General features: G+C 38.3%; 17 protein-coding genes. 3 read left to right on the forward strand and 14 right to left on the reverse strand.

Features of this window, described 5'->3' with window-relative positions; all coding sequences use genetic code 11:
- Positions 1–172: 172 nt before the first annotated feature.
- Positions 173–1,714 carry an MDR family MFS transporter gene (locus QNH20_RS14560; protein ID WP_283918724.1) on the reverse strand — a complete coding sequence of 514 codons (1,542 nt, stop codon included), beginning with the start codon at positions 1,712–1,714 and terminating at the stop codon, positions 173–175.
- A 186-nt stretch (positions 1,715–1,900) separates the two neighbouring features.
- Here QNH20_RS14560 and QNH20_RS14565 point away from each other — a divergent pair, with 186 nt between their 5' ends.
- Positions 1,901–2,803: a TetR/AcrR family transcriptional regulator gene (locus tag QNH20_RS14565; RefSeq protein WP_283918725.1), complete on the forward strand. Its 903-nt coding sequence runs from the start codon at positions 1,901–1,903 to the stop codon at positions 2,801–2,803.
- Between the two features lie 52 nt (positions 2,804–2,855).
- Here QNH20_RS14565 and ftsZ read toward each other — a convergent pair whose 3' ends face one another.
- Positions 2,856–4,019 (reverse strand): cell division protein FtsZ, encoded by a 1,164-nt coding sequence (gene ftsZ / locus QNH20_RS14570; protein WP_283918726.1) that lies wholly within the window; start codon positions 4,017–4,019, stop codon positions 2,856–2,858.
- 761 nt (positions 4,020–4,780) lie between these two features.
- Here ftsZ and QNH20_RS14575 point away from each other — a divergent pair.
- Complete coding sequence (locus QNH20_RS14575; RefSeq protein ID WP_283918727.1) at positions 4,781–5,458, forward strand: YdeI/OmpD-associated family protein; 678 nt, start codon at positions 4,781–4,783, stop codon at positions 5,456–5,458.
- Between the two features lie 131 nt (positions 5,459–5,589).
- Here QNH20_RS14575 and QNH20_RS14580 read toward each other — a convergent pair whose 3' ends face one another.
- From QNH20_RS14580 to QNH20_RS14635, 12 genes are all read right to left on the reverse strand, one after another.
- Positions 5,590–6,924, reverse strand: coding sequence for an aspartate aminotransferase family protein (locus QNH20_RS14580; RefSeq protein WP_481857976.1), 1,335 nt, complete (start codon positions 6,922–6,924; stop codon positions 5,590–5,592).
- A 36-nt stretch (positions 6,925–6,960) separates the two neighbouring features.
- Complete coding sequence (locus QNH20_RS14585; RefSeq protein ID WP_283918729.1) at positions 6,961–8,418, reverse strand: CoA-acylating methylmalonate-semialdehyde dehydrogenase; 1,458 nt, start codon at positions 8,416–8,418, stop codon at positions 6,961–6,963.
- Between the two features lie 179 nt (positions 8,419–8,597).
- A complete protein-coding gene (locus QNH20_RS14590) occupies positions 8,598–10,199 on the reverse strand; it encodes a PucR family transcriptional regulator (protein ID WP_283918730.1) in 1,602 nt (533 codons plus the stop codon).
- 256 nt (positions 10,200–10,455) lie between these two features.
- Positions 10,456–11,046 (reverse strand): molecular chaperone TorD family protein, encoded by a 591-nt coding sequence (locus QNH20_RS14595; protein ID WP_283918731.1) that lies wholly within the window; start codon positions 11,044–11,046, stop codon positions 10,456–10,458.
- A gap of 20 nt (positions 11,047–11,066) precedes the next feature.
- Positions 11,067–14,165: a molybdopterin-dependent oxidoreductase gene (locus tag QNH20_RS14600; RefSeq protein WP_283918732.1), complete on the reverse strand. Its 3,099-nt coding sequence runs from the start codon at positions 14,163–14,165 to the stop codon at positions 11,067–11,069.
- Positions 14,158–15,453, reverse strand: a complete 1,296-nt coding sequence (gene nrfD, locus QNH20_RS14605) for an NrfD/PsrC family molybdoenzyme membrane anchor subunit (protein ID WP_283918733.1) — start codon at positions 15,451–15,453, stop codon at positions 14,158–14,160. The genes QNH20_RS14600 and nrfD overlap by 8 nt, the downstream gene beginning before the upstream one ends.
- 43 nt (positions 15,454–15,496) lie before the next feature.
- Positions 15,497–16,399 (reverse strand): 4Fe-4S dicluster domain-containing protein, encoded by a 903-nt coding sequence (locus QNH20_RS14610; RefSeq protein WP_283918734.1) that lies wholly within the window; start codon positions 16,397–16,399, stop codon positions 15,497–15,499.
- 15 nt (positions 16,400–16,414) lie between these two features.
- Positions 16,415–16,621 carry a twin-arginine translocase TatA/TatE family subunit gene (locus QNH20_RS14615; RefSeq protein WP_283918735.1) on the reverse strand — a complete coding sequence of 69 codons (207 nt, stop codon included), beginning with the start codon at positions 16,619–16,621 and terminating at the stop codon, positions 16,415–16,417.
- A gap of 314 nt (positions 16,622–16,935) precedes the next feature.
- Positions 16,936–18,273: a sigma-54-dependent transcriptional regulator gene (locus QNH20_RS14620; RefSeq protein WP_283918736.1), complete on the reverse strand. Its 1,338-nt coding sequence runs from the start codon at positions 18,271–18,273 to the stop codon at positions 16,936–16,938.
- Between the two features lie 16 nt (positions 18,274–18,289).
- Positions 18,290–20,362, reverse strand: a complete 2,073-nt coding sequence (locus tag QNH20_RS14625) for an ATP-binding protein (protein ID WP_283918737.1) — start codon at positions 20,360–20,362, stop codon at positions 18,290–18,292.
- Positions 20,362–21,363, reverse strand: a complete 1,002-nt coding sequence (locus QNH20_RS14630; RefSeq protein ID WP_283918738.1) for an ABC transporter substrate-binding protein — start codon at positions 21,361–21,363, stop codon at positions 20,362–20,364. Before QNH20_RS14630 ends, QNH20_RS14625 begins: the two co-directional genes overlap by 1 nt.
- Before the next feature lie 182 nt (positions 21,364–21,545).
- Positions 21,546–22,460, reverse strand: a complete 915-nt coding sequence (locus QNH20_RS14635) for a c-type cytochrome (RefSeq protein WP_283918739.1) — start codon at positions 22,458–22,460, stop codon at positions 21,546–21,548.
- Between the two features lie 317 nt (positions 22,461–22,777).
- On the opposite strand from QNH20_RS14635, the gene QNH20_RS14640 reads away from it, so the two are divergent.
- Positions 22,778–23,614: an SDR family oxidoreductase gene (locus QNH20_RS14640; protein WP_283918740.1), complete on the forward strand. Its 837-nt coding sequence runs from the start codon at positions 22,778–22,780 to the stop codon at positions 23,612–23,614.
- The last annotated feature ends 222 nt before the right edge of the window (positions 23,615–23,836 follow it).

Genomic DNA, 23,836 nt, shown 5'->3' on the forward strand with positions numbered 1-23,836 from the left:
TGGCAATTAAGCAGGTATTATCAACTCCTTAATCATTTCCATTTTTATAAAAACGAGCCCACTTCCTTAATAAGAAATGGACTCGTTTTCATAATGTAAATATTAGAAATGGTGTCAGGCACCAATGGAAGGACAAGGAGGCAATAAATGAAGCTCATTAATGAGATAACCCTTAGTTCTCAGCCAATTTTTTAGCGATTTTATTATCGGCAGCTTTAGTAGTACTTCCTCCTTTTAGTTCATCCCCAGCTTGTTTAACGCGTTTGATAAAGAACGAAAGTACTAAAGCCACGGCAGCAATAAATGAAGCTATTAGGAAGGAGTAATTAATTCCATTTAATGTTGCTTGCATCATAACATGCTGCTTCATTTCCGCAAGTGCTGCTGGAGTGGGCTTTCCAGTCAAATGTTTCATAGCTTCTTGACCTAGTTCTACCGCCTGCGATTTTGCACGATTTGACATGATGGTTACCATTAATGCAGTACCAATAGCTCCGGCTACCTGGTTTAATGTATTGTTCATGGCCGTACCATGCGGGTAGAATCGTTTAGGCAATTGATTTAAACCATTTGTCGAAACGGGCATCATAACCATTGACATCCCCAATGAACGGATTGAGTATAAAATGATTAGTTGCATATACGTAGTTTGAAGTGTTAATTTACTAAAGCCATATGTCGTCACCATGATAATAGCTAAACCAATGACAGCAAGAATCCGACCGCCAATTTTATCAAATAGCTTCCCTGTAATTGGTGACATGAACGCCATTAAAATCGCCCCAGGCATCAGCAATAGCCCTGCATCCATTGGCGATATGCCGCGAAGGTTTTGAACATAAATGGGAAGTAGCAGCATCCCACTAAACAATGCCATGTTTACAACCATGGAGATGACAGATGATAAGGCAAACATTGGGTATTTATAAATCCTGAAATTTAATAACGGCTCTTCTAGCTTTAACTGACGTAAAATAAACACTATTAAAGAAATAGCACCAATAATAATTGTTCCGTATACTTGTGGACTGTCCCAACCCTTACTACCTGCAGAACTAAAACCATATAAAATACCGCCAAAACCAATACTTGATAAGAGAAGCGATAAGAAATCAAGGCTTAGATCAACTTTTTCTTTTTTGTCTTTTAATAAGAAAATACCAAGTAATAAGACGACAATGGCAATTGGTGTTATAAAGTGGAAAAGCATTCTCCAGTCATAATGTTCAATAATCCAGCCGGATAATGTAGGGCCAATTGCTGGAGCAAACATTAAAATTAGGCCAAAAACCCCCATTGCTGTCCCTCTTTTTTCTATCGGAAAGCTAACTAACATGACATTCATTAATAGTGGCATTAAAATAGCTGAGCCGGCAGCCTGCAGCATTCGCCCTGCTAATAGAAGAGGAAAGACATGGGCAAATCCAGCAAGAATTGTCCCTGCTGAAAATAAAGCCATAGCGGCTAAGAAAATATGCCGAACAGAAAATTTTTGAATTAAGAACGCGCTTATAGGGATCAAAATCCCATTAACTAACATAAAACCTGTGGTCAACCACTGTACGGTTGATGCTTCAACATTTAAGTCCTTCATAATTGAAGGTAGCGCAATGTTTAATAACGTGTTGTTTAAAAATGAAATAAAAGCTCCGATCATCAATACCGCAATAATCCCGTACGGCGGACGATCGTGCTTTTTTATGGTTTGATCCATAATTATTCCCCCTTTAACGTATGGCTCAAACTTAACCTCTAAATTTGAATAAATTATATCTTATACCATCGGTTCAAATTTTGCAACGAAAAAATTCCTGTTATTTAATAGGTTTGTATCCTATTTAAAAATAAGGTACTATTATTTTTGTACAGTCAGTCTAAACCATAGATTAAGGGTGATCAAATGAATGACAGGAAAGAGCATGTAATTGATGCGGCCCGTCAATTATTTATTGACAAAGGATTTCAAGCCACGTCTATACAGGATATTTTAAATTACAGCGGAATCTCTAAAGGAACATTTTATAACTATTTTTCATCTAAAAACGAATTATTAATCGCTCTATTTAAAACAATCCATAAGGAACTAGATTATGAACGAAATGAATTACTCATTGGGGAAGATCCTGCTAACATTGATATCTTCATCAAACAAGTGGAAATGCAATTGAAAAATAATAAGTCAAATAAATTATTATTTCTTTATGAAGAGGCACTCGTTTCTAATGATAAGGAGCTAAAACAATTTTTTAGAGAAGGACATTTAAGGAATATCCAATGGGTATACAAACGATTCCTTGATATCTTCGGCGATAGTAAAAAGCCCTATTTGTTAGATTGCGCCATCATATTTTTAGGAATATTACACCACAACCTAAAATTTTCGGGAATGACAAATGAGTCAACTACTAGAAGTCTTGAAAAAATAGTTCGATATAGTATGGACCGTACAGTGAAGATCGTGGATGATGTGTCAGAAGCAGGTGAACAATTAGTTTACCCAGAGGTTTTAGAGCAGTGGCTGCCTCATTGTCAAAATAGCAACCAATTTTTTCAACAAGAACTTTACCATACCATACTTTTGTTAAAAAAGGCTATCATCCCAAACACTGAAAAGAACAAATACATGGAGTTACTTGACTTTATTCATGATGAATTATTAAACAACAAGAAGCCGCGAAAATTTATTGTCGAAAGTGCCCTTTCATCAATAAATGGGAACATAAACATCTATAAAACAAAGGATTTTCAAAAACTAAATCAACTGGTTGTGTCTTTTTTTGAGCAACAAGAAGACAAAAGCTAACCCCAAATCCTATCGTGATTTGGGGTTATTATTATTTCATTTTTGAAAAATCCTATCTAGACCTATTATTTCGATTACGTAAAAATGCCGGGATATCTTGCAAATCATTTTCCTTCTCTGATTGCAAACGATGACCCATTAGCTGTTCTTCAGGCTGCTTCCATTGTGCCTCATAGTCCTGCACATATTCTTCCTTAATGATTTGTTCACGTCTAGAACGGGTTTTTACTTCATGAGAAGACATTTTTCCGGATGGTCTTTCTTGATCCACAAACCCAGTCGCAATCACAGTAATCATTATTTCATCCTTTAAATTCTCGTTAATGATAGAACCAAAAATCATGTTTAATTCCTTATCTGCTGCGGTTGCAACGATATCTGCTGCCTCTTGTACTTCATACAGACTTAAATTAGTGCCTCCTGTAATATTCATGAGTACACCTTGAGCCCCATTGATGGAAGTTTCAAGCAGTGGACTAGAAATTGCTTTTTTTGCTGCCTCAACAGCACGGTCTGGGCCTTTTGCAATCCCAATTCCCATTAGAGCAGTTCCTTGATTGGACATGATTGCTTTTACGTCAGCAAAATCAAGGTTGATTAAACCTGGGACAGCAATTAAATCGGAAATCCCTTGAACACCCTGACGGAGGACATTATCCGCTTCACGAAATGCTTCAACCATCGGTGTTCTTTTATCAACAATCTGTAATAAGCGGTCATTTGGAACTATGATTAATGTATCCACGGCTTCCCTCATTAACTCGATACCACTAGCAGCATTATTGGCACGCTTTTTTCCCTCAAATCCGAAAGGACGTGTGACCACACCAATCGTAAGTGCGCCAATCTCACGGGAAATTTTCGCAATCGCCGGCGCAGCCCCTGTTCCTGTACCTCCGCCCATTCCTGCAGTTACGAACACCATATCCGCGTCTTTTAAAACCTCTTGGAGCTGCTTTTTACTCTCTTCAACAGCCTTTCTCCCTACTTCAGGATTAGCACCTGCTCCTAATCCTCTTGTCAAGGATGCACCAATTTGCATCTTTATCTCCGCTTTTGATAGATTAAGAGCCTGTGCATCTGTATTTACAGCTATAAACTCAACGCCTTGAATTCCATCCTCGATCATCCGGTTAACAGCATTGTTTCCCCCGCCGCCAACACCGATTACTTTAATTCTAGCAATTTGATCTATATTCATGTCAAAATCCCACATAGACAATTCCTCCTAGACTGAACACAACATTACTCCATTATTCAGAAAATTAACTTTAGCTCACATTATGACATTTATCCTAAAAAACTAATTCCTCTTAATATTTTAACAAAATAATAGGTGAGTTACTATAGTGCCACGTATTCAATTTGCACATAATAATAGCCTTCATTCGTTATTTGTATGTATGGAAATGTTTTTCCTCTCCTATACAAAGGAGAAATCTCCCAATTTTCCTTTGAAAGCGTACCGATGGAAAATCATAGTCATCAACTCAGATTGCTGAATCATTTTTACAGCTGTAATTTTTTACTTTCAACCACATTTAAGAAATGTAAAGAATGCGTAAATTTAATCCTAAAACAGAATTTTACAAATACTAGATTGCGAGCGAACTATAAGTTGGAATGATTCGATTAAAAAGCTATGCCTTTCTTGAAGGGAATGGATGCTATATTTATGATAGCAAAAATATAGCAAATTGCTAGAAAAATGATAAGTCGACCTATCTCATCTTTTCATAACTTCTCCTTCTTTGATCCATTCAACAAATTGTCTTAATAACTGGCGAGGGTGACACCCAGACAAATCATCCGCGAAATCCACTTAAGAATCACAACTGAAAATGGCTGACCTGAAGTTGAACACTTACTTTCAGCGTTATCAGGCAAACGTCCAAAAGTCTTGATTATCGCAACGGTTTTAAACTAAAATTAATTAGAAAGATTCAGCTTGAATGTATTAAAGAAGGAGCAGTAAACATGAATTCACCGAAAAGTATTGTCGAAAAACTGAATTTGAATAAATACCCTACCAAACTAATTCTCCAAGTCCCTGAAAACATGGATGACTTTAACGAACTAGAATATGATTCATCCAGTAAACAAGCCAAATATGATCTTATCTTTATTTTTATATTTAGCTTAGAGGAATTCACCAAGCATCTGCAATCAGTGATTGAAAAACAATTATTGGAGGACAACGGGTACTTATACTTCGCCTATCCGAAAAAAAATAATAAGGTGTATAAAGAATACATAGATCGTGACAGTTTCATGGCTGCATTACCTGTTGATGAGGAAGGATATGTTTCTGAAAGTAAAGTGAAATTTTCCAGAATGGTTAGTTTAAATGATGTTTTTACTGTAGTGGGGCTGAAATCAGTTCCTAGGAAGTCAAAAAAAACGGCCAGCAGTAAAAATAGCCAATGTGTAGATGACTACATTATCCACGTGGATGATATAAAGAATTATTTAAATAAAAACGAAGAATTATTAAAAACCTACAACGAATTAACTTTTGGATATCAAAAGGACTGGGCCCGTTACGTTTTTAGTGCAAAAAGGAAAGAAACCCAAGAAAAACGGTTATTGGAAATGGAGACAATCCTAGGTGAGGGCTACAAATCGATGGATTTATATAGAAGAAAAAAGAAATAGAATTTAACAAATGAACGGTGCCTGACCCCAATTGCGACAACTTTCGAATTGGGGCCAGGCACATAATTCTATTGTATGATTTTTTCAATAGTATTGAACGTTCCAAACACAACCTGATTAACCGATACCGATTATAACTGGAAAATGCTCTCTTTTACTATCTTAACAATAAAGGAAAAGTCTTCATCTGTAATACTCAGAGGTGGGGATAGCTGCAAAACATTATTGTATCCGGCAACTGTGTCGCCATTTTTACCAATTAATAATCCCTTTTCTTTACATGCGCCAATGACTTTATTCAGTTTATCAATGGACGCAGGTTCCTTCGTTTGTTTATCTTCGACAAGCTCAATTCCAAGAAGCAAGCCTTTTCCGCGCACATCTCCCACATTTGGATGCTCCTTTATATCTTCAAGCTCCCGCAATAGCCGCTCACCCAATACCTTAGAACGCTCGATCAGCTTTTCATTTTCCATGATTTCTAGATTCTTCAATGCTAACGCACAGGCGGCAGGATTTCCTCCAAACGTATTCACATGACGAAAACGGTCATAATCCTCAGTACCAGTGTAAGCCTCATAAATCTCCCTTTTAACCGCTGTTGCCGATAATGGAAGATAGGCACTGGTAATGCCTTTTGCCATTGTAATGATATCCGGTTTGACACCATAGTTCATAAATCCAAAAGCTTTCCCTGTCCGCCCGAATCCACAAATTACCTCATCACAAATCAAGAGGGCACCATGTCTCTCACAAATTTCTTTTACTCTTGTCATATAGCCATCTGGAGGCATTAAAATTCCTCCCCCAGTAATAATCGGCTCCATAATAACCCCGGCAATGGTTTCGCTTAACTCCCATGTCATCACGCGATTGATTTCCTCTGCACTTGCGAGTGTATCGATGTCATCAGGATTACGATACGTATCAGGCGGTGCGACATGCAGGAATCCTTGACCAAGCGGTTCATATTTATACTTTCGCTGTGCTTGTCCCGTTGCGGCTAGTGCCCCCATTGAATTGCCATGGTATGCACGATAGCGGGAAATAAACTTATATCGGCCGTGGCTCCCTTTTTGCTGGTGATATTGCCGAGCAATTTTAAACGCTGTTTCATTCGCTTCCGATCCGCTATTCGAGAAGAAAATAACGTAATCACCACCGAGCCATTCATTTAATTTTTCGGCCAATTTAATTGCAGGGACATGGCTTTGTGATAATGGGAAGTACGGCATTTCTTCTAGCTGCTCGTATGCCGCTTTTGCAAGCTCTTTCCGACCATAGCCAACATTCACACACCAAAGACCTGACATACCATCTAAATAACGATTTCCATCAATATCCGTTACCCAGGCACCTTCTGCCTTTGTAATAATTAAATTTGACGGACTTGGAGCCGCCCCCCTCATCGCATGCCAGAGAAATTTTTCATCTATTTCTTGGAAATTTTCCGTTTGTGCTTTCAAAATAATCAACCCCATTCTCTTTGTAAATAATTACAATTAATAACGAGCAGTTAGCATTTTCTTACGGGTATAGAATTCTACCCCATCTTTTCCATTTGCGTGAAGGTCACCATAGAATGATTTCTTATAGCCTGAAAATGGGAAGAAGGCCATTGGGGCCGGTACGCCAAGGTTGATCCCGAGCATCCCTGCATCAATTTCATCACGGAATTCACGAACTGCTTTAGCACTATCCGTATATAAACAGGCACCATTTGCAAACTCAGATTTATTTGTCAGCTCAATCGCTTCCTCAAGAGTATCGACCCGAACAACTGATAGTACAGGTGCAAAAATTTCATCCTGCCAAATTTTCATACTAGGTTGAACGTTGTCAAAAATAGTTGGACCAACAAAGTATCCCTGTTCGGCTACTGCATCTTTTCTGCCATCCCGGATCAGTAATGCGCCCTCATTTTCACCCAATTCAATATAGTGAAGCGTACGCTTTTTATGTGACTCTCGAATGACTGGTCCAAGGAACACACCCTCATCGATGCCATTGCCAATTTTAATGTTATCAGCTTCCTTTATAAGCCTATTGATTAACTTATCCGCAATTTCCCCAACGGCCACAACAACGGCCGCTGCCATACAACGCTCACCCGCAGAACCAAATGCTGCGCCAATGATATTTTTTACCGCGTTGTCCAAATCAGCATCGGGCAAGACAATGGAATGATTCTTTGCTCCTGCAAGAGCTTGGACACGTTTGCCGTTTGCGGCTGCAGTTTTATAGATATATTCAGCCACAGGCTGCGAACCAACGAAAGAGACCGCTTTTACGTCCTCATTTTCAAGAATTCCGTTAACCACATCGTGGGCACCATGTACGATATTTAAAACACCATCCGGCAGGCCTGCCTCTTGAAACAATTCAGCTAAACGATTCGCCAGTAACGGTGTTCTTTCGGACGGTTTTAATACAAATGTGTTTCCACAAGCAATAGCGAGTGGGAACATCCAGCACGGAACCATCATTGGAAAATTAAACGGAGTAATTCCTCCGATGACACCAATTGGATAGCGGTACATTCCTGATTCAATATCAGTAGCAATATCGGGAAGTTGAGTTCCCATCATTAAGGTTGGAGCTCCAGCAGCAAATTCTACACATTCAATGCCGCGCTGGACTTCCCCAAATGCTTCCTCGTAACTTTTTCCGTTTTCCATCGTAATCAACTCAGCTAATTCCTTCCAGTTTTCCACTAAAAGCTGCTGATAACGGAACAGGATCCGGGCCCGGCGGGGGACAGCCACCTTTTTCCATGTTTTGAATGCTTCTTTAGCTGTAGCTACAGCATGATCTAAATCTTCTCTTGTAGAAAGTGGTACACGTGCAATAACTTCCCCAGTTGCGGGATTAGGTACCTCTTCAGTCAGTGTGCTCGTGGACTCGATCCACTTTCCGCCAATATAGTTTTTAAGCGTTTTCATTTTTTGTGATACCACCATTATAGAAAACCTCCAATAATGTTATTACTTCTGTGTTTTGATTATAGCGGTATTTGAAAGCGTACACAGTAGACACAATGTAAATATGTTTACGTAAATTTCTGAACATTTTAGCAATATTACCTGGATTATTAGAGAAAATGACAAAAAAAAGAAACCAATGGGAATTGGTTTCTGCATTAACTATTTCTATTGTTTTTAGAAGTGGAAAGATATTCGTAGGCATTGATGGCAAATTCTATCGCCTGCCTTTTATAGCTTTCCATAAAGTCTTCACCTAACAGTTCAGCTAATTTTTGGAGTCGTTGATAAAGTGTCTGACGAACTATGAAAAGATTTGCTGCGGTTTCCTTCTTTGAACCGTAGCATTTCAAATAAACTTTTAATGTTTCTAGCAATTTCCCATTATTCTGCTGATCATATTTGAGGACGGGAGCCAAATAATCATCAATAAAATCATCAAGTGCTCCATGATTGTTGGCTATTGCTACCAGACGAAAAATATATAAATCCTCATAAAAATTACTGAAACAGTCATTTGGTATTCGCTCTTGAATGATTAACGCTTCTTGTGCAGTGCGATAACTAACTTTCATATCGCTTAGCTTTTTGATAAACCTGCCAATACCGAATGTAAGTTGCGTAAACTTTGGATCTTCATCTAATGCTTTTTGAATTTGCTTAATTCCTGCCTCCATTCTATGCTTCCAATCAGTATTTTTTCGCTTATTTAACAGGATAAAAATAAGTTGGTTTTTTCGATTTGTCGAGAGTAATAGGAATCCCTGAGACTGAAAGACAGAACGAAACAAGATTTTCAAAAGCGTAATATCTGAATTTTCCTCTTCGGCTTGATTGATTTTAAAAAGTAATACCAGACATCCATTGGCTTCAAAATGGGGCTCAATTTCAGTTAGGTATCTGTTCACTTGTTCTTCACTATGTATTCCATCCAACCATTGTTGAATCCATTCTGTTTCTTTTGCCTTTCTTCGTTCTTCAATATATAAGTCACGTAAAGTGTTTTGCGCAAGCGCGGTAGCAGTCCGATCTAAAATAAGTGATTCATATTCTGTAATACATTCCAAGTCAGAAATAATATATATATCTGCTAAGATTTGATTTAATGCCTGTATCGCTTGGTGGGCAATATTATTATGACAATGGATATTTTTTTCTTTTAACAACTGCAGGATTTTCTTTTGCTCTCTCGGTGATTTCTTAGATAAAATTTGAGTTTCCCCTTGATTTGGAAGCAAAACAACCGACAATTTTAAGTGTTCATGCAGGAACTTCAGAATTTTATGCTCAGGATGTGAAGTGAGCAGTAATTGATTTAATTGATGTGAAAAATATTCTAAATCTGAAATCATTTGATAATGCTTCTTTATTAATACCGTATGTAAATCTTGTGTAATATCAACAAATCGGACTTTTTGGTAAAAAACAATTAACGGAAAATCATGAAGATTTGCTAATTCTATTATTTCTTCCGGAATGTTAGGGATGTAGGTTCCTAGTTCAATACAAATACCTGCTGCCCCCGAATCAATGAGCTGTTTAAAAAATGAAAGAAAGATCTCGTTATTTTCCCTTAAGCCAATACCAGTAGAGAGAATCAACTCGTCTCCATTAAGAAGCTCATCTATTCCCGTTACCTCCATGATGTGGATCCACTTCACAGTCCGGTGAAGTCCAGCTTTCCCTGCAATAACTTCGGCATCTTTAAAACTTCTATTCTCTAGTATTTCTTGGACGGTCAATTTAACATCGAGACTCATTGCTGCTATCACCTCTTTATGATAAACCTAAACATATCTTTTAATAATTTACTATATTTTAACATTAATACAAAAGATGTGATTGCACTAATTAACATCTATAAGAAAATGGATGTTTTTTGAATTTATTGGAAGCATTTCATAAAAACAAAACACATGGTTTTTCAAAATGAAAGTCCCATGTGTTTCTTTGAAAAATATTTTAAAATGATTTTTCTCTTTACCTATCTTAATCATTATCAACAACTAATTAAATCTATGATAATAATTCTTCTTTTTCTACGTTGCGACAAAAATAATTTAGAAATTCTTTAATAAACGGGTGTTTCACGCGATTCTCTGCACACTTTTGCAATGGCTCTAAAATAGGGTATAGAAAATCCGATAATACTTCATTTTTTAAAGTACTCATTTCATCGGATAATTCGGTATTTTGACTTTGAACCGCTTTGAGTTGCTCCTGTAATATAGAAGTGATAAATACCATCAAACAACCTAAATGATCTGGGTAGAGATTTTTTTCAAGCGGGAAATAAAATCCCATTTTTTCATAATGACCGATTAAACATATTAAACTCTTCTTGCTGTCCTCCACCGCTCCCTTATTTTGACAGCAAAAAGAGGAGAAATATGGTGGAATGAAAAACGATCCAGGGACGAAAAAATGATTGTCATACCAGATTTCTACTTCTTCCCGATTGTAAAATGGATGGAAGGGAAACTCATTTTTCAGTGTTTCAGGCATTTTCGCAAAAATATTTTCATACTGTTCCCAGTCACCGAGCCAAATGACTGACATGATATTTGCCAGTGCCAGGCTGCCTTGGAGTTCCTCTTGTGTTTGCACCTTCATTACCTCCCTTTTACTTACACTTTCTTCACATCGACATAAACATTTTGCTGTGCCGGACCTCCAATAATCAAATCTGCGAGAAAGCCTTCAAAATAGCTTGGGTCTTTATCAGCTAAAGCATTGACCGAGAATCCTCTTCCTCGTTCCTTCGCATAGCCGTTTTCCTCATGAAGTGGAACATTCGTGTCAAACGGAAGATGTCCGTATTTTTCAGTTTTCTTCACTATGGTGCCATCAATTTTTACATCCGTTGAACCATTTGCGAAATTACCAAAATTATAATTCGCACCAAGAATCCCTGGCTTAATTCCCGGCGTTACGAGGGCAATTCCTTTTACTTCTGCACTTGTTGAAGTAATCATAACAGTGTCCCCAGTTTTAATGCCTTTCTTTTTTGCATCAACCGGGTTAATCCATAAATAGTTTTCCGGACGGATTTCCCTTAACCATGGATTACTTTCTGTGCGGTGTGTTGACACATTCCTCGATTTCCAATTAATAAATTGAAACGGTTTTGGCGGTGAATAAACCTCTCCATTATAGAGTCTAATTTCATCAGCAATTGGCACTCCTTCAAAGAACTTGCCAGTATAGGCACTCTTAAAGCCGGCCGCCTTTTCATCATAAAAATGAACTAGATTATTAAATTGATATTTTATATGGTTTCCAATATATTCATCACCAAGCGGCTCATATCTTCCACCTCGGTTGAGGACGAAAACGACTTTTTTCCATTCCTCGGGTTTCACAGCATTTTTCAAAACATTTATATCAAAATACTTGCCTAATGCTTTCTTTCTTGCCTTCTCAAAAATAGCAAGTTCTTCGTCATTCGCATCCTGGACCGGCTGCTTGCCATCGAAAGCAATATTGGCCACGCGTTTTAGATAATAATCCTCTGGACAATCGAGATTGGAACCATCGACAAATGCATTTTTCCCTACTCCAGGCAGCCCCATCCCATTTAACAAATCGATATAAACTTGCTCAGTCGGCCGGGCGTTGGGAACAATCCGAGTTACTGGCTGGATTAGACCAGCAAATTTATATTTTAAAATCGGGAATATCTCTTCTGCGTTCCAGCTTTCCAGATATGATAAGTCTGGTAAAACAAAATCAGCAAACTTTGTTGTTTCGCCAATCACGATATCTGAAGATACTACGAGCTCTACTACCTTTTGATCGCGAATAAATTTCTTCTGCATATCCGAACGCGGACCAGACATGATAGGTGAAGTCCGGTTTATCATCATGGCACGAATTTTGTATGGATATCCTTCGGCAGCACTTGGTAGCACATCATGAATTAATTTATTTCCGAGTGGATACCATGGCCGCTTCGCAGGGTAGCCGTCCTTTGCAAACAGAGACGTTTTTTCATACGGGACTTTATGCCTTGTAAGCGGAATCCCCCATGCGACATTGGCATTTGGTACTGTGGCTAAATCATAGCGCCCCTCTGTCACCTTAAATTTCGCACCCGTTGCAGTGTCCCCACCCTTCCAGTCATGATTCCCGACTAGATGGTTTAACATGTTGATGGCACGAACGCTGTAATAACCATTAGCATGCATAGCTGGACCGCGATAGGAATGGATTCCTACTTTTTTTCCATGAGAAGTAAATTCTCTCGCTATTTCACTAATTTGTTCAATTGGAACATTGCATTGGATTGAATATTCTTCTAGTGATTTTTCCAATACTTTTTCTTTAAAAATGCTAAAAACAGATTTTACATTGATTCCATTTATCGTGGTATTAACTTCCAGATCTCCTTGATGGGCATTGCTAGACAAGACAGGCTGGCCATTTTCTAGTACAACAAATTCTTCCTCACCCAGACCTAGATCTTTAGCCCGCAAGAACGGCCGTTTTTTATCACTAACATTCACTAAATAAGTAGCGTCGCTCCATGTTGGTTCATCATCAAGGTCTGCTTCCTTGCCATTAGGATTTCTTAAATACTGTTCATCATAGCGATTATTTTCAATAATCCAGCGGCACATGGCAAGTGCTAGGGCACCGTCCCCGCCTGGTTTAACAGGAACCCACATATGCGCTTTCTCCGCAGTTTTGCTGAAACGCGGGTCAATTACAACCATTTTCATACCGCGATCGATGGCATTTGTTATTTGCGGGGCAAAGGTTGTCGGCCCACGATTAGCTGTTAATGGGTTTGTACCCCAAACAAGAACAAATTCGGCATTTTCATAATCAGGAATCATCCGTTGCTTTTGCTTTGTCGTATCATGTGAACGAACATTTCCCATTACACTTTGAACACCACAATAACCGCCATGATCATAATAATTTGCTGACCCAATACTTCCATTGGCTAATCTTTCAATAAATTCTCGTCGATGGCCAGACATAACGACAATCTGGTTTGATTTAGGGCCGAAATCAGGGTGATTCGTATCAATAAGGAATTTGTTATATTTTGAATCAAATTCTACTTTTGTCATTTCCTGTTTTTTTACTTTTTCCCAATCAGCCATCACCTGGGCTTCAGGTACATAGGCCCAGATTTCCTTTAACCCTGGTGTACCAAGATCTTTACTGCCTTCGATGATTTCCTTATATGCTTGTTCCCAGCTGATTGTTTTCCAGACGCCGCTTCCTCGTTTCCCAACACGTTTAAGGGGCTTTTGAATTCGATAAGCATCATACGCCGTTTGAATTCCAGCTTGCCCTTTCAAACAAGTTTTTGCACCCCTAAAGGAATGCCCTGTTCTCGCCATATCAGCCGTTCCTTTAACCGCTTCGGTAATTGGCGTATTATATTGGATATGTCCAAATGGTACCATGCCAATCGGGCTGTATTGATTCCCAGCAATTTTTCGAACGATTGATGAATACGGACTATTGGGATTTCCAGCAACTATAAAGGTTTTAATGGTACAACTGGCGTTACATTGTTGACAGGAAGTGAAGATAATATCCTTCGCCGTATAATCTTGATAATTTGTCCCGATACCATGGCCATCATCAGTCCAAGCATCTCCGAATACTTGCTTCACAGGTCCAATAAATGCTGGGGTGACGATTGCAACTGCACCAAATGTACCGAGTGCTTTTAGAAATCCTCTACGATTCAATTTATCCTTACTCATATTTATTCACTCCACTTTCATGAGAGTCTAGTTCCTCAATCGGTAACACTTTTTCTCCAAGTGTATAGATGATGAGACACATGGCGATAAGTCCAAATGTTGTCAACCATTCCGACAGGTTTGGATAATAATTCCCAACAGGCATACCTTCCAATTTAGGCATGATCAAGGTTGGCACAACCATGTTAAACCGAACTCCTATAACACCAATAATTGTCATTATCGATGCAGCTAAGATCCAATTGACCGATTTCCGTGTCTTCTTAATAAATAAAATGATTAATGGGAAGAACATGGCCAGTCCCATTTGAAAAATCCAGAAGCTCCACCACCATTTGCTTCCAGTTAATAATTTAATCGTTCCAAGTTCTTCATGACCTAACCCATAAATTCCAATGAGGAATTCATACCAAACCATGATAAATTCAATTCCCAAAAATAATGCAAGCATGCTTCCCAGAGAACGAACCATTGGAACATCCAATTCCTGTTTTTGAACTTTAGACTTTATTACATATATTGCAATTGATAACGCAGTTCCTGATACAAGTGCAGAAAGAATAAAGATGAGTGGAAATAAACCAGAATTTAAATAAGGCTGGGCTTTTACCACTGCGAAAATCGATCCCGTTCCTCCATGCACCCCAAATACCGCCAGAGGTATACCAATGATTCCCATTACCTTCAATCGTTTTTTATCACGGGCTGCATCGGCTGCTGTGAATTCTTGCTTTTTAAAAGTAAGGATGCGATATATTTTACCTTTAATATCATTGTTTTTTGCTAATGTAATCAAATCTTTCCGCATTGAAAAATACAATTCCGTCACTAATAACACAATATATACAATATAAAAGTGGATTTCCCATGACATCGTACTCATGACGTTCCAATAAATAACGGAATTCATTATATGGTCTGGTCTGCCAATATCAAAGAATATAAAGGTAATCGCTGTAATCATACAGACAATTGCAGATAATAGTGCGGACCGTCCAATTTTTTCATATTTCTCCATTCCGAATCCATAAATCATCGTTGACAGTAAAAAGGAACCTGCACTCATGCCAATGAAATAAATATAAAACGCAACCCATCCTCCCCATGGGACGATGTTCGATAAATATGTTGAAGACATTCCTTTTAAAAAATATCCGCTAATAATCGAGTATAAACCTACACCAAAACATATGATTAAACATGTCCACCAGATTATTTCGATCTTCCTTGATCGTTTCGTTTGGTGAGAAGCAGGCATATTTTTACCTAGAATCGCTTTTGTCATCATTTTTACCACTCCCTGTATAAAAACTACCACAAGTGACGGATTACTATTTTAAATAAACCACTCGCGGCTGTGTACCTAACTCCTCTTTTAGACGAAACGCCCTCGGACTAGCGGCAAGCTTGGAAACAACACTATTTGGATCATTCATATCGCCAAAATAACGGGCATCGCCAATACATGTTTCCACACATGCAGGCTCTTCTCCGCGCTGGAGGCGATGATAACAAAAACTACATTTACGAACGGTTTCTTCTGGGATCTTTCCTTTTTTCCTTTCCCCTCGTTCCACCCCATATTCCGGACTGGTCACATCGTTATAGCCTATCATTTCCTGCTCATATCCATCGCCAAAATCATAGGACCTTGCTCCATATGGACAAGCAACCATACAATAGCGGCAGCCAATGCAGCGATCATTATCAATTGTGACAATGCCATTGTCGAGCTTATAAGTTGCTCTTGTCGGGCAAACCTGTACACATGGTGGTTTATCACATTGCATACATGGTCTTGGCAGGTTCACTACCGAGATGTTCGGATAATCACCCTTAAATGTTTCAAGGACAACATTGTAGGACATTCCTGGCGGTGTTCTATTTTCTGATTTACAAGAAACGGTACATGTATCACAACCAACACATTTTTTTAAATCAATCACCATGCCCCATTTTGGACCACTATCTTTCTTTTGCGTTGATTTTGTAGTTGTGGCCACGCTAGCATATTCATCACCAAATTCCTTCAATAACGAAGCAGAATAAATTTTATGAAAATCTTCAATTTGTAAATTTCCATTTATGACCTTCCTAGCGTCTCTTGCCATATTTAAACCTAATGTTGTATCATAACGACTTTCGGATAGAACTTTTTGAGCATCAGGTACAAAATTTCCAGCAAGCTCGGCATATTCTTTAGGTTCTAAACCATTTTTTGTCTTAAGAGCCATGACAATACTCCTCTCCTATTTTGTGAAGGTGTCGGAAACATCCTTTGTTTCTTTTTTTACATCATCGATTGCATCACTTGTAAGTTCACGAGCCGACTTCTTAAACTCTTTTAAGGTTTGCCCAACTGCCCGGCCGACTTCAGGGAGTTTTTTCGGTCCGAAAATAATAAGTGCTAACACAAGAATTAAAATTAGTCCCGGTACACCAATATTTGAAAACATCTTGCCACATCCTTTGTATTTTTTATTTCACTCTTTACTTATGCAAGTATTGTGCCAAAATTTAATTTCCCTCCGATTCTGAGGAAACCCCTTTACTTCATGCTGATCAAGGCTTGATTTATCAAGCTATTAATTTATATGAAAAATAAAAAGCAGCTAAAGGAAATTTTCCCTTTGCTGCTTTTTATTGACGTTTTGTCATAGGTATGTTGTTGCATATGCCATTTTGTCAGAACACTATATCTCCGTGTTAATATTATTTTGAACCTCTCAGTACTTCGGCCCTGTCTTAAGACAATTCGCAACTAGTACAACTATGATTCTTTTAGCCCGTATTGTTCAATTTTTCGATACAAATTCCGCACACTGACCCCAAGGATTTCAGCCGTTTTTGTTTTATTCCACGACAATCGATTCAGCACATGAGCGATATGTACCTTTTCTAGTTTCTCCAAGGTGCAGAGTTCCACTTCCTTTATTTGTCGGTCCGCGGCCTTTTGTCTTGGCAGCAACAAATCGGCTGCTTCAATTCTCCCGCCGCTAGATAATAACGTACCTCTTTCAATTAAATGGTGTAGTTCTCGGACATTCCCTGGAAAATCATAGTGTTGCAATGCTGCTAAAGCATCCTCTGATAGGACTTTTTCAGGAGATTTCTTTTGCTTTATAAAATAATCGATTAATGAAGGAATATCCTCCTTTCGCTTCCGAAGGGGAGGAATCGTTAATTTAACAACATTCAAACGGTAAAACAAATCCTCACGAAAATTTCCTTTTTCCACCTCTTTTTCCATATTTCGATTCGTAGCAGCGACTACACGAACTTTTACTTTTCTCTCTCTTACATCTCCAACACGACGAAATTCCCCAAGTTCAAGGAATCGAAGCAGTTTTACTTGTAAGGCTAATGGCATTTCTCCTAATTCATCCAAAAACAATGTTCCGCCATCAGCCGCCTCGACAAGGCCCTTCTTATCTTGATTTGCTCCTGTAAAGGCACCCCTGACGTGACCAAATAATTCACTTTCAAGAAGCTGCTCCGGGAGGGCTCCTGAGTTCACAGCTACGAATGGCTCCTCTGAACGACTGCTCCAATAATGCAAAGCCTTAGCAAACAATTCTTTTCCTGTTCCGCTTTCACCCTCTATCAATACAGGGACTTCACTATCCGCAATACGACGGGTTAAGTCAATTACTTCCTTAAAGATAGGACTTTCGCCAATGATCATGAACTGATTCTGTTGCTTGATAATATTTTTCATGTTGTCGTTTTTTATTTTTAGTCTTTTATTTTCCTCGGCCTTTTTGATCGTTAATTCTAATTCCGACAGATTGTAAGGCTTCGTTAAATAATCGAAAGCCCCTAATTTCATCGCTTCTATCGCTGTTTCTATTGTCCCATGTCCTGTTAACATGACGATTTCTGTCTCAGGAGCTACTATTTTTGTTTCTTTTAACAGCGAAATTCCGTCCATCTTCGGCAGACGAATATCATAAATAGCAATATCAAAAAAATGCTGTTTTAATAACGCCAGCGCATCCTCAGCAGTTCCTACTGTATGGGCCTCGTAGCCTTTCCGTGAAAGTCTTTTCACTAGAAGACTAGCCAAATCAGATTCATCATCTACAATTAAAAGTTTTGTTCCACTCATGGAAATCTCACTCCCATTAGCTTTTTTTAATCGGTATTCGGACTGTTACAGTCGTTCCAGCAGCTTCTATACTTTCTACTTGGATCGTACCGCCAAATTCTTCAATGATGCCATAACATACCGATAATCCAAGTCCCGTCCCTTTTCCAACTGGCTTTGTTGTATAAAAGGGGTCGAAGATCTTGCCCAACACCTCAGGCGCAATACCGCAACCGTTATCGATTACCTGTATACACACTGAATTTTGTTCCACCTTGGCAGTAATCATAAGCTGTCCAGCTTGTTCCATCGCATCAATGGCATTATTAATTAAATTGACGATCACTTGCATCATTTTTAAACTATCACCTAATAATACCGGTAAGTCATTTGGAAGTTCAGTAGTTAGCTTAATTTGTTTCTTTTTTAATGTAGATTCCACTAAATGAATACTATTAATAATCGTTTCATTTACATCGATATGGGTAACTGTCCAATTCGACTTTCTGGAAAAATTCAATAGATTACTAGTTATTCTTTTGCATCTTTCGGTATTTTCCTTTATTTTCGCTAAATATAACACCATTTCTTCTTCATCTAATTCTGTATCTTTTTGTTCCAACCGGTCTATCAAATCCTCCGCGAATACATTAATAGTTGCAAGAGGATTGTTTACTTCATGGGCGAAGCTTGATGCCATTAATCCAAGCGCAGTTAATTTATCTGTTTGAATCATTTTTTCTTCTATTTGTTTTTGTTCAGTTATGTCCTCAATAACAATTAAGAACTCTCCCTCCCCTTTCATAGCATTATTAAGTGGGAAAACGCGGTGATTGAAAATTCTTTCCTCCCCATTTTCTCCTTTCGTCTTCATAATGGAGTTCCCGTTCGCATCAAGTTCTGGACAGGTTATTGGACATACTTCACATGCTTCCTTTTTCCCGCCCAATAATGTGAAACATGGTAAATTGACATCATGATTATAAAGCCATTTTTGTAACAAAGGGTTCATCCATGTTACCTGATAATCTTTTGTTACAAGTGCTAAACCAGCTTCAATTCCGTGGACAACAACACTCAGCCTTTCTTTTTCTTGTTCCAGCCGAAGTGATTTTTCCTGCAGTTCGCAACTCATTTCATTGAAGGCCTCAGCTAATTTCCCTAATTCATCCTGACGGTTTAATAAAATGGGCGCTGATTTCCTTCCAGTTTTTAAATTATTCATCCCTTTTTCTAAATAGATGATTGGTGTTGTGAAATAGAGCCCGGCATAGACACTAATAAGACTGACAATAATCGTTGCGATTGCTGCTACATATAAGCCATTCCTGAACATATTATTAATCGGTTCGTACGCCGTAGATGCTGGTTGCTCCATCACCAGTGTCCAGCCTAAGTCGCTGATTTTTGTTTGGACCCCAAGAACGTCTCGGTCAGCTGGATGAGGATTTTTTTTCCACAATTGACTGTAATCTTGATGTGCAATCACTTTTCCATCTTTGTCCAACAAATATAAATAGCTTGAATCCTCCTGCCTAAGTGATGAAATTTTACCAATTATTTTTTGTAGCTGAATATTCGCCCCAATTCCTTTTTGTTTTCCGTCTTCAATAAATGGGATCATTACTTTCACAATTGGCTGTCCAAATTGATTAAATTCGACCTTTCCATATGTTTTACTTTTTGATTGAAAATCCGACCAAAAGGAATCTGAAAACCACTTTTCATTTTGTAAAGGTATATTTAAGTTGTAGCGTGATACCTTTTTTTGGATATAACCCGCATCATCCGTTATGACAATTTCCTCGATTGACTCATTTTGTTGTAAAAGATCATAAAAGATACTCTGCTGCTTTCCCTGTTGCTTAAAAGTAGTAGCCATTTGCAATTGCCGAAATGTTTGGGTAAACTCCAGTTCAATTTCACTTGATAGGTTTTGAATAACCAATTTCTGGTTTGCTAGAATTCTATTTTCCAGGTCTGCTTTAACATTGGAATAATAATAATAACTAGTTAATAAAAGCGGTATAATCGACATAATGATTCCAAATACCAACACTTTTATGCGGATTGGTTGAGAAGAGAGCCAATTCCGGATTTTACCATCCATTATTTTGCCCCCTCCCTTTCTGGTTTGATAAATTCAGCTAGGTTCGTTATTTCACTATTTAACTCAATGCCTAGTTCATCTTTTACTTTTGTATTAATGAAAAAGTGTATCGTATCAGGAAGCTCAACCGGAAGGTCAGCGGGAGAATTCCCTTGGAGTATCCTACTTACATACCTTGCAGCTTGGTACCCTTGTTCCTCAAAACTTGAACCATAGCTTGCAAGAATACCTTCCTCTACCTCATTTCCGTAAACACCCATCGCAGGAATTTTATTTTCTTTTATAATTTTTGCGATTTTCTCTGTTAGAGATTCCATGCGAAAGCCTGGTACCATTAACAGTGCATCATCTTGCTGTATATTTCCGCTTAAAAATTCGGTGAATTTCGGGTCGCTAACATTTACAGGAATTATTGGCAAAGCAAGACTCTTTGCGGCATCTATCGTATTCTCTAAGCTTAGTACACTAACTTTATTTTTTTTGTCATAAAGGACGAAGAACCTTTTAGCGGTGGGAACTAATTGATGCAAAAGCTCCAGCCTCTTTCCTGATAGACTCGTATGGTAGTTATTAACCCCTGTAAAAAATCCGCCAGGGGACCGGTAATCTTTAATTAATCCAAGCTCTTTTGGCGCTGCAACTCCGGCAAAAACAACAGGGATATTAGTTTTCTGCTCTTCCATCTTTTCTTTTAAGGCTAAGGTTTCGATTCCTCCCATTGTAACAATAAGGGCAGGCTTTTCATTAATCAATTCATCGATTTTCTTATCTAACGTTTTTTCATTATCCAAGGCATTCTTTACATCAAATTCTATCGCATCTTCCTTATACCCAAGTTCACGCATCCCTTTCTTTAAACCAGTAAGCTTTTCAACCCTACTGTTTCCCATCATGATTACCCCTATTTTTGTCGGAGAATCTTCGCGGTGATTAATAAAGTTATTTATAAGGACTGATACAATAATTATTATGAGAATAAAAAAATACCATTTTGTTTTCATTTTTTTTACCCCTTACTACGAATTCAATACTCATCTTCTTTCACTATACCTAATAAAAAACCTATATTACCTATGCAAAAAGGATAATTATATGAATTTTTAATGAATATAAAAATGCGGGCCAGTTCCGGTGGCAATAATGACTTATTAACACCGGGAGACTGACCCTACAATCTTAAATATTAATTTTTATTACTTTTTAGCTCATATGGTACATCCGCTGGGGCATTTCCTTGTGGCCAGTCATTTGCCTTTTCGGCGAAATCAGGTCTTTCTTTTGAAAGAATAAAGCCGGCAAGATCTGCTGCTTGTTGGTCAGTTAAACTTCCTTGTTTTATGCCACCCATTTCACCAAGGGGCATATTTCGTTTAATATACCCAGCTGCTGTTGATACTCGCCCCATGCCAGCTCCAATATTAAACGACTTGTCTCCCCAAAGTGCCGGTCCTGTGGTTGGACCTGTCCCGGAACCATCCGCACCGTGACAAGATGAACAAGATTGTTGATAAAGTTTTTCTCCATTTGCAAGGTCTGGATTTGGAACAGTTTGCAGCGAATTTTTTATTATCCATGGACGTTCTTTAATACCAATAGGTACATCCGTCGAGATAAAGTTCAAATAAGAAACCATTGCCCGCATCTCGTCGCTGTTTGCCTCAAGAGGCTTTCCGTTCATACTTCTTTTGAAGCAGCCATTGATTCTGTCTTCAATAGTTAACACCTTTCCAGCTCGTGGATTGTATGTAGGATAAACAGCGGTAACGCCTGTTAGAGGTGAAGTTGTATCGGTTCCTGCTGTACCGTGGCAGCTGGAACATGCTAAATTGTTACCTACATTGTTTGGTAGAGCCGTATTCGTTTCATTCATTATCTTAAAGCCAAGTTTAATCGATTCTCCTAAAGGCCCTTCTGGAACCTTCTCCATGCTTGGGGGTTCATATGTTTTAATTGCATTTTGTTCCTTAGATGCTGTTTGGTTTTCTTGTGGCTGCTTATCATTAGCAGCAGGCTTATCTGATGCACAACCAGTAAGTATTAATGCAGCGGCTAATAGCGACAGCCCATAACCTGTTCTTAATTTTGCAAGCTTTCCCATTCTCTTCACTCCTAATAGAATAATAATGAATTCATTTAATTTAGATGCAATTTTCATGCCAGATATAAAACCTTCGGTCAGAATGAGTTTTAAATTTACTTCTATAATAAAAACAAGACAAAAAGTCATAGTATGACAATTTGTCTTGCTTTCGTTTTCCCAACTTAAATAATATTCAAGTGGTTGTATCGTGTAATTGGCTAGTAGAAATATTCCAAATCCACTCCCTTAAATTAAAAAGAAAAATAGTATTTTATATACAATCTTTTAGTTAATAAGGTTTAATAAAAAAAAAGAGATTTTTATAGGGAGGAATTATGATCAATAAATCAGCAATTGTTACGGGGGCATCTAGTGGTTTTGGTTTGTTATGTACGATTGAATTGGCCTTAAAAGGCTTTACAGTCATTGCGACAATGAGAGACGTGAAAAAAGCACAGCCATTACTCGAACTAGCTAAAGAAAAAAATTTAGGAGAGTTGATTCAAATCCACTCACTTGATGTAACTTCCACCGAATCTATTAATGACTTGAAAAATTTGCTCACAACCTTTCCCTCTATAGATGTGTTAGTGAACAATGCGGGGATTGCACTTGGTGGTTTTAGTGAAGAGCTTTCCATAGAAGAATATCGAAGGCAATTTGAAACAAACTTTTTCGGAGTGATTGCAGTAACCCAAGCTGTACTTCCATATATGAGGTCTAAAGGGCACGGCAGAATAATCAACATGAGCAGCATTAGCGGCAGAATGGGATTCCCTGGATTATCTGCTTATGTTTCCTCCAAGTATGCACTTGAGGGCTATAGCGAAAGCTTGAGGCTTGAGCTTAAACCATTTGGCATTGATGTATCCTTAATTGAGCCTGGTTCGTATCAAACTAATATTTGGACAAGTGTTGACGAAATGGAAATTAACTCTAATTCCCCCTACTTATCCTATATGGAGAGTATGCTAAAAGAAATTAATAGTGGAAAAGAAGAACATGGCAATCCCATAGAAGTTGCGAAACTAGTAGCTCAAATTGCCTCCCAACAGAAATCTCCAGACCTTAGATACCCAATCGGCAAAAGTGTAAAGAAAAATTTGTTTCTAAAAAGTCTCCTGCCCTGGGGATTCATTGAAGCAGCGATTTTGAAAAGGATTAGGCACTGAGCTTTTTTTTCGGACTAGCAAAGGGAATTTCCTCCTTGTCCTGTCCGAATATGCCTCGCATTCGGACTAGCAAAGGTGAATTCCTGGTTGTCTTGTCCGAATGAGCTTTGCATTCGGACTAGCAAAGGAGATTTCCTCCTTGTCTTTTCCGAATAAGCCTCGCATTCGGACTATCAAAGGGAATATTCACCTTCAATTTTTCACGAACACCCTATTTCCAAC

The organism is Neobacillus sp. WH10 (assembly GCF_030123405.1).
Classification (GTDB): Bacteria; Bacillota; Bacilli; order Bacillales; family Cytobacillaceae; genus Neobacillus.

Bases quoted from the DNA above. Each gene is read 5' to 3' on its own strand.
- QNH20_RS14610 (WP_283918734.1), bottom strand. From the start codon at position 16,399: ATGGCTCTTAAGACAAAAAATGGTTTAGAACCTAAAGAATATGCCGAG.
- QNH20_RS14635 (WP_283918739.1), bottom strand. From the start codon at position 22,460: ATGGGAAAGCTTGCAAAATTAAGAACAGGTTATGGGCTGTCGCTATTA.
- QNH20_RS14585 (WP_283918729.1), bottom strand. From the start codon at position 8,418: ATGGTGGTATCACAAAAAATGAAAACGCTTAAAAACTATATTGGCGGA.
- QNH20_RS14590 (WP_283918730.1), bottom strand. From the start codon at position 10,199: ATGAGTCTCGATGTTAAATTGACCGTCCAAGAAATACTAGAGAATAGA.
- ftsZ (WP_283918726.1), bottom strand. From the start codon at position 4,019: ATGTGGGATTTTGACATGAATATAGATCAAATTGCTAGAATTAAAGTA.
- QNH20_RS14625 (WP_283918737.1), bottom strand. From the start codon at position 20,362: ATGGATGGTAAAATCCGGAATTGGCTCTCTTCTCAACCAATCCGCATA.
- QNH20_RS14615 (WP_283918735.1), bottom strand. From the start codon at position 16,621: ATGTTTTCAAATATTGGTGTACCGGGACTAATTTTAATTCTTGTGTTA.
- QNH20_RS14640 (WP_283918740.1), top strand. From the start codon at position 22,778: ATGATCAATAAATCAGCAATTGTTACGGGGGCATCTAGTGGTTTTGGT.
- QNH20_RS14565 (WP_283918725.1), top strand. From the start codon at position 1,901: ATGAATGACAGGAAAGAGCATGTAATTGATGCGGCCCGTCAATTATTT.
- QNH20_RS14620 (WP_283918736.1), bottom strand. From the start codon at position 18,273: ATGAGTGGAACAAAACTTTTAATTGTAGATGATGAATCTGATTTGGCT.
- nrfD (WP_283918733.1), bottom strand. From the start codon at position 15,453: ATGATGACAAAAGCGATTCTAGGTAAAAATATGCCTGCTTCTCACCAA.
- QNH20_RS14630 (WP_283918738.1), bottom strand. From the start codon at position 21,363: ATGAAAACAAAATGGTATTTTTTTATTCTCATAATAATTATTGTATCA.
- QNH20_RS14560 (WP_283918724.1), bottom strand. From the start codon at position 1,714: ATGGATCAAACCATAAAAAAGCACGATCGTCCGCCGTACGGGATTATT.
- QNH20_RS14600 (WP_283918732.1), bottom strand. From the start codon at position 14,165: ATGAGTAAGGATAAATTGAATCGTAGAGGATTTCTAAAAGCACTCGGT.
- QNH20_RS14575 (WP_283918727.1), top strand. From the start codon at position 4,781: ATGAATTCACCGAAAAGTATTGTCGAAAAACTGAATTTGAATAAATAC.